Origin of the sequence: Vibrio sp. 10N.286.46.A8 (assembly GCF_041470165.1) — a bacterium.
Classification (GTDB): Bacteria; Pseudomonadota; Gammaproteobacteria; order Enterobacterales; family Vibrionaceae; genus Vibrio; species Vibrio tasmaniensis_A.
In genome coordinates this window covers 1-5390 of sequence record NZ_JBFRLX010000289.1, presented here as the reverse complement: position 1 = coordinate 5390, position 5390 = coordinate 1, and the positions used below count along the sequence as shown (strand labels likewise).

General features: G+C 40.5%; 6 protein-coding genes. 4 read left to right on the top strand and 2 right to left on the bottom strand.

The annotated features are described in order from the left end of the window. Nucleotides 1-213 precede the first annotated feature (213 nt). Nucleotides 214-1368, bottom strand: a complete 1155-nt coding sequence (locus AB4232_RS21600; protein WP_372087980.1) for an IS110-like element ISVisp2 family transposase — start codon at nucleotides 1366-1368, stop codon at nucleotides 214-216. 129 nt (nucleotides 1369-1497) lie between these two features. Between AB4232_RS21600 and AB4232_RS21595 the strand changes: the two genes are divergently transcribed. From AB4232_RS21595 to dfrA, 4 genes are all read left to right on the top strand, one after another. Next, the gene (locus tag AB4232_RS21595; protein ID WP_372087979.1) at nucleotides 1498-2226 is read left to right on the top strand and encodes a TIR domain-containing protein; all 729 of its coding nucleotides are present in this window, start codon (nucleotides 1498-1500) and stop codon (nucleotides 2224-2226) included. Nucleotides 2227-2374: 148 nt separating this feature from the next. Beyond that, nucleotides 2375-2767, top strand: a complete 393-nt coding sequence (locus AB4232_RS21590) for an NUDIX hydrolase (RefSeq protein ID WP_372087978.1) — start codon at nucleotides 2375-2377, stop codon at nucleotides 2765-2767. Between the two features lie 148 nt (nucleotides 2768-2915). Next, the gene (locus AB4232_RS21585) at nucleotides 2916-3680 is read left to right on the top strand and encodes an FRG domain-containing protein (RefSeq protein ID WP_372087977.1); all 765 of its coding nucleotides are present in this window, start codon (nucleotides 2916-2918) and stop codon (nucleotides 3678-3680) included. A gap of 113 nt (nucleotides 3681-3793) precedes the next feature. Then, nucleotides 3794-4267, top strand: a complete 474-nt coding sequence (dfrA, locus tag AB4232_RS21580; protein WP_372087976.1) for a trimethoprim-resistant dihydrofolate reductase DfrA — start codon at nucleotides 3794-3796, stop codon at nucleotides 4265-4267. A 210-nt stretch (nucleotides 4268-4477) separates the two neighbouring features. Here dfrA and AB4232_RS21575 read toward each other — a convergent pair whose 3' ends face one another. Further along, nucleotides 4478-5008 (bottom strand): hypothetical protein, encoded by a 531-nt coding sequence (locus tag AB4232_RS21575; protein ID WP_372087975.1) that lies wholly within the window; start codon nucleotides 5006-5008, stop codon nucleotides 4478-4480. Nucleotides 5009-5390 lie beyond the last annotated feature (382 nt).

Genomic DNA, 5390 nt, shown 5'->3' with positions numbered 1-5390 from the left:
GATGAAGCAAGTAATGTCGTCGGTTCTCATGCTGATATACGTGGATTGCTCATCGTTTGATGAGTAGAGCCTACCTTACTTGTTCCGTCGTGGCACCTGTCTTCAGTCTATGCTCGTGGTTCAATACAGCCGAAGCTATATTGCCGTCCTAACGCCGTCGGTGTTTGTGCCACTCCCGATGCTTTATCCAATGCGATAACACTAATTCTGTCTTCATGCCGGTAATCGAGTGATTCGAGTTTTAGGATCCACATCGCTGATGACAACTTCACGAGTAATCGCCCAGATGTAAGCGATCATCTCTCTAGCGATGGCGACCACAACGACATTTCGGTGTTTACCTTTTTGTAGCAGTCGTTGGTAACGATGACATAACCTTTGCTGGGCCTGCCAAGCGATATCGACGATCTCTTTAGGCAGTCCTTCTTGCCTTAGTTGGAGCTCTACAGAGATGTTCGCTTTGTGCTTATAGGTGTGTGCGCCTTCGACCAGCAACCGTCTGGCCCGACTGTTGCCACACTTTGTTAAGCTGCCACGACGAGTTTTACCTCCACTAGAGTTTTCTGTTGGAACGAGTCCGAGGTAAGCCATAAGCTTTCTTGGATGATCAAATCGTCGTAAGTCACCCAGTTCGGCTATTGTGCCGAGTGCTACGAGTAACCGGACTCCACGCATAGCTTGAATGGCTTTCACCACAGGATAGTATCGCCAGTTTTTGACTGAATGGAGTAGTTCGTTATCGAGTCGTTGAAGCCGTTGCATTCGCTCATTGATGGTAATGATCATCTCTTGTAAAACGATTTGCTGACTATGATGAGGAAGAATGAGGTCGGTTAGCCACCGTAGATGCTTTTTAGACCAGTTATCATTCACCGTCGCTTGGATATTATTGCGAAGAAGAAAGCCTTTGAGTTGGAATTTTGCGTCTTTGAGATCTTTCATTGCGGTTTCTCTGGCACGCGAGAGGTCTCGAATGGCTTCATCTTCTGCTTCCGGTACATAGATGGGTGTGAGCTCTTCGGCTTTTAACAGCTTGGCGAGCTTTGCAGCGTCTCGTTTGTCGGTTTTAACTCTATCGCCTGGCTTTTTAGGTATAAGTGATGGAGCGACGACATAGCAGCAGTGTCCAAGGCTCGTCATTAAGCGATAAGTCCAGTAACCACATGGTCCTGCTTCATAGACAAAGTGCAGAGTGGCTTTTGGATACTTGGATTGCAGCTGTTTGGCCAATTTAATCAACGCGGACTTATTCGATTTAATACGGCCAAGGTGTAGTGGATTTGCCCCACGATGTTCTTGTAATACAGTGACTTGAATAAATGACTTATGCGTATCTAAGCCAATAAAAATTATGCTATCTTTATTCATGCTAGCCTCCAAATTTAGTTGTTTGACGCACTAATTATGGCTCTGGCTTTAAGCTAACCCACGATATTGGAGGCTAGCACCTTTCGTGGGGGTCATTATGTCTATAAATAAATAGGTTAGGTGGTAATTTTGAAAGCAAAAGTTTTTGTCGCATCTTCTGTTGAAGGGCTAGATGTAGCGTATCCATTGCAGGTTAATCTTCAGCACGATGCAGATATTACAATATGGAGCCAAGGCGTATTTTCATTATCTGTTACGCCACTGGATTCGATAACAGAAGCACTGAATGCATCAGATTTCGGCATCTTTGTATTTAGCCCAGATGACGAAACTAAAATAAGGGGTGATGTATCTGATTCGGTTCGTGACAACGTGATCTTTGAACTTGGTTTATTCATTGGTAAATTAGGAAAAAGAAGGTGTTTTATTGTTATGCCTGATAACGTCGACTTACGGATTCCAACTGACCTTGTTGGGGTTACACCGGCAAAATATTCCGGTGAACGTGATAAGTCTGAAATTGCGGCAGCTTTGGGGCCTGCTTGTCATGAGATCAGGCAAGCAATGAAACTTCAAGGGGCATTTCATAGCGTAATGGAAACATCAGATAAAATTCCAGCAAATGACCACGATAACTATGATGAAAATGATAAGGTCGCTTTGCTTGAAGCTTGGCTACATAATGAAGCGGAAGAAGGTGTGGCAATTCGTTATATTGATGTTGATAACAATCTAAAGTTAGAGTTGGGATCGACTAAAAGACTTCTGCCAATAATATTCCAAAGAAACACAATTTATAGAATGGATGTGGCTGGCGGGAATGTGTTTAAATTTACGGTAGATACACCGTACTTTTAAATTTATTTATAACAAATGCATCAACACGATTTACTACACTCGGCAATCTCAGTTTGCCGGGTGTTTCTCGTTTTAAGGCGTCAATATTAAGTATAATTGCATAGTAGTAAACGTGTTATGCAGGCGTTAGAACTTATAGGGAAAGTTGATGAAAGTGCATGAATGCGTATCTTTTATGCTGATCGAGCACGATAGTGTGTTACTCGAAAAACGTAGCGAAATAAGAGAAACAGATGCGGGCGTAATAAATATTCCCGGTGGGCATATCGAAGGTGATGAAAGCCAAGTTCAAGCCTTGTTTCGTGAAGTTAACGAAGAATTGAGCGTGAACCCAAAATCATACAAGTATCTTTGCTCTCTATATCACCCAACTAGTGAACTGCAATTGATTCATTACTATGTTGTTGACTGTTGGTCGGGGGCAATTTCAGCACAAGAAGCTGAAAGTGTTCATTGGTATCCGCTATCATCAGCTCCAGTTGGCATTGAAGCTGATAAATTGGCACTTGCTGAGTTTTTCAGGGTTGGGCAATACCTTTAGGCACAGTTCTAACAAAGCGTTTAAGACAGATTCTCAACGCATGGCATTTTTCGTTCTATCGTTGGGTTTTGTGTTTACGGTGGTATGGTTAGGTTCAGTGGTGGCGTTGCTCACTACTTAACGCGGCGTTAAATACCAGTAGGAATGTATGGAAAAGTTAGAATTTAGTTCTTTATCGGAATATCTTGAGATTATTAATTCAATACCCCGAACGTTAAATTGCCATTCTAGTGATTTATGGTTTAGAGGGATAAAAGATGAGAAAATGGATCTGATTCCAGGTATATGTTGGAGAGGGATTCCTTCTAATAGAGAGGAGTCGATGGTAGCCGAGTTTATGACTTATTACCAAAATTACTCAAGCTATAACCCCCATGATGCATTTGAACTTTTAGCATTAATGCAGCATTACGGGCTGCCTACAAGGTTGCTTGATTGGTCAATGTCACCACTGGTGTCCCTATATTTTGCGTTAGAGCAAGAAAATAATGGAGCTACTCGTGCAGTTTGGGTGATGCGCCCTCATCTCTTGAATGAGCTATCGCTGGACTTTAAAGGTATTGTTGCGCCTAACACATTTAGACCAACAATGATTAATGATTACTTACCCAAGTATTTACGGAGTAATAATTCTGACCTTCCAGATAGTCCAATAGCTTTATCATTACCATTGATAAATCAACGAATGATTAGTCAAAAAGGAGTGTTTACACTTCATGGTTTTAATAATAACCCCGTTGATAAGGTTATTGCAGAAAGTAAAGAGACTGGGTGTTTAAAACTAGTGCTCAAATCAGAAGATTATAGACACAATATATTAGAACAATTGTATTCTAGTGGGATAAAAGAAGATGATGTCTATCAAGACTTAAATTCTTTGTCTCAGAGAATCATGCGCGAATTTGGTATTTAACAAAGCAATCAAGGTGATGCGTTACACTCGGCGGTTTTGGTATGAAGTCCGGTGGACTTTGCTGGTTCAGTGGGGCACACCTTATTGCAGGCGTTAGCCCTATGGAGATAAATTTGAAATTATCATTGATGGCAGCGGTAGCTGAAAATGGAGTAATTGGCTCTGGCCTGGATATACCTTGGATTGTTAAGGGTGAGCAGCTGTTGTTTAAGGCAAGGACTTTTAATCAATGGTTGCTACTTGGCCGTAAAACTTTTGAATCAATGGGAAAACTGCCAAACCGTAAATATGCGGTTATTTCTCGTTCTCCATCTACATCGAACGATCCTGATGTTTTATATTTCAAAAGTGTTGAAGACGCCTTGGGTTATTTAGAAACAGTAACCGAGCATGCGTTTGTGTCTGGTGGTGGTCAAATATATAAGTCACTCATTACGCAAGTGGACACAATTCATATTTCAAAAATTCATAAACATATCTCTGGTGATATTTTCTTCCCTGAACTACCAAGAGATTTGACTCTAGTTTTTGAACAGCGATTTAGTTCAAATATTGATTATACGTACCAAATTTGGCAAAAGGGCTAACAAGGCGCTAAAGACTGATTCGCGAACGCGTGCCGAACTCGCTAACGCTCAAACATGGCACACGTTCACTCACAGCTTAGCTTGGCGTTAACTGCCATTGTCAGAGTCAACACTTGGATTTTAATTCGTTCCGATATTAATTCGAATCGTCGAAGGCTCCTAGAAATAAGGATCCTAAATGACCTGTGTTATCTCAAAAACCTAAGCACCTTAATTTAGGCCGAATTTTTCAATCAAATTCGATTTTATCTTGTACTGGTAGTAACGATTTTCATTTCCACATTCGCTACCAGACTTAAACTTTATTGCCCCATTCTGAGTATATTTTGAATTAACAAAGAAGTATTCACATCCTTCTATCTTAGGTTCGTTATAATGTTCAGATTCTCGAATTTTAATACCCAATAAAGTGCCATTATTTTCAAAGCCTTTAAATTGGTGCATTATTTTCTGATCTTTCTCAGTAATGTTCACACCTTTACCAATTAACTTTTTAGATATCTGGTGTAACTTCTCTTTTTTATCAAACATGTCGACAAGTTCTTTTGTTACTCTTATTGCTGTTTCATCCTCTGTACAGATAAAGTCTAGCGGCGAACGAGCCAATGAAAAACATTGCACAGAAGGCTTTGAAAGGTATGTTATTGACTTTTCTAAATTGTCCTTGTCTGTTGCGTTAAGTTCAATTGCGCTAGCTTGCATTGAAATGAGTAAGGTGGCACCAATTAATAGCTTTTTCAAAATGATAATCTCATGGGTGATTTCTAGTTTAGGTGACTATATAGGTACCTATTTTTCGTATCATTATACTAAATTAGAGCTTCGGCTGCACTTTTGCATAGTGGACTAACGAATTGTAATCCTTCATTAATGGCTAGCGCGAATATGTCAGTTAACAAACTGTTTAAGAGTGATTCTCAACACGTGGCATTTTTACTATGCGTTGCGTATAGTGTTTAAGGTGGCATGCGGCGGCATCGGTATTGTGTTGCTCACACCTTAACAGGACGTTGATATGACCCCCACTGTCAATTAAAAACGTAGAAGTTTCTCTCCTGTATTATCAGAGCTTTTCTTGTTGCTTAGGGGATAGTGTTACCGCATCGATGAAGCAAGTAATGTC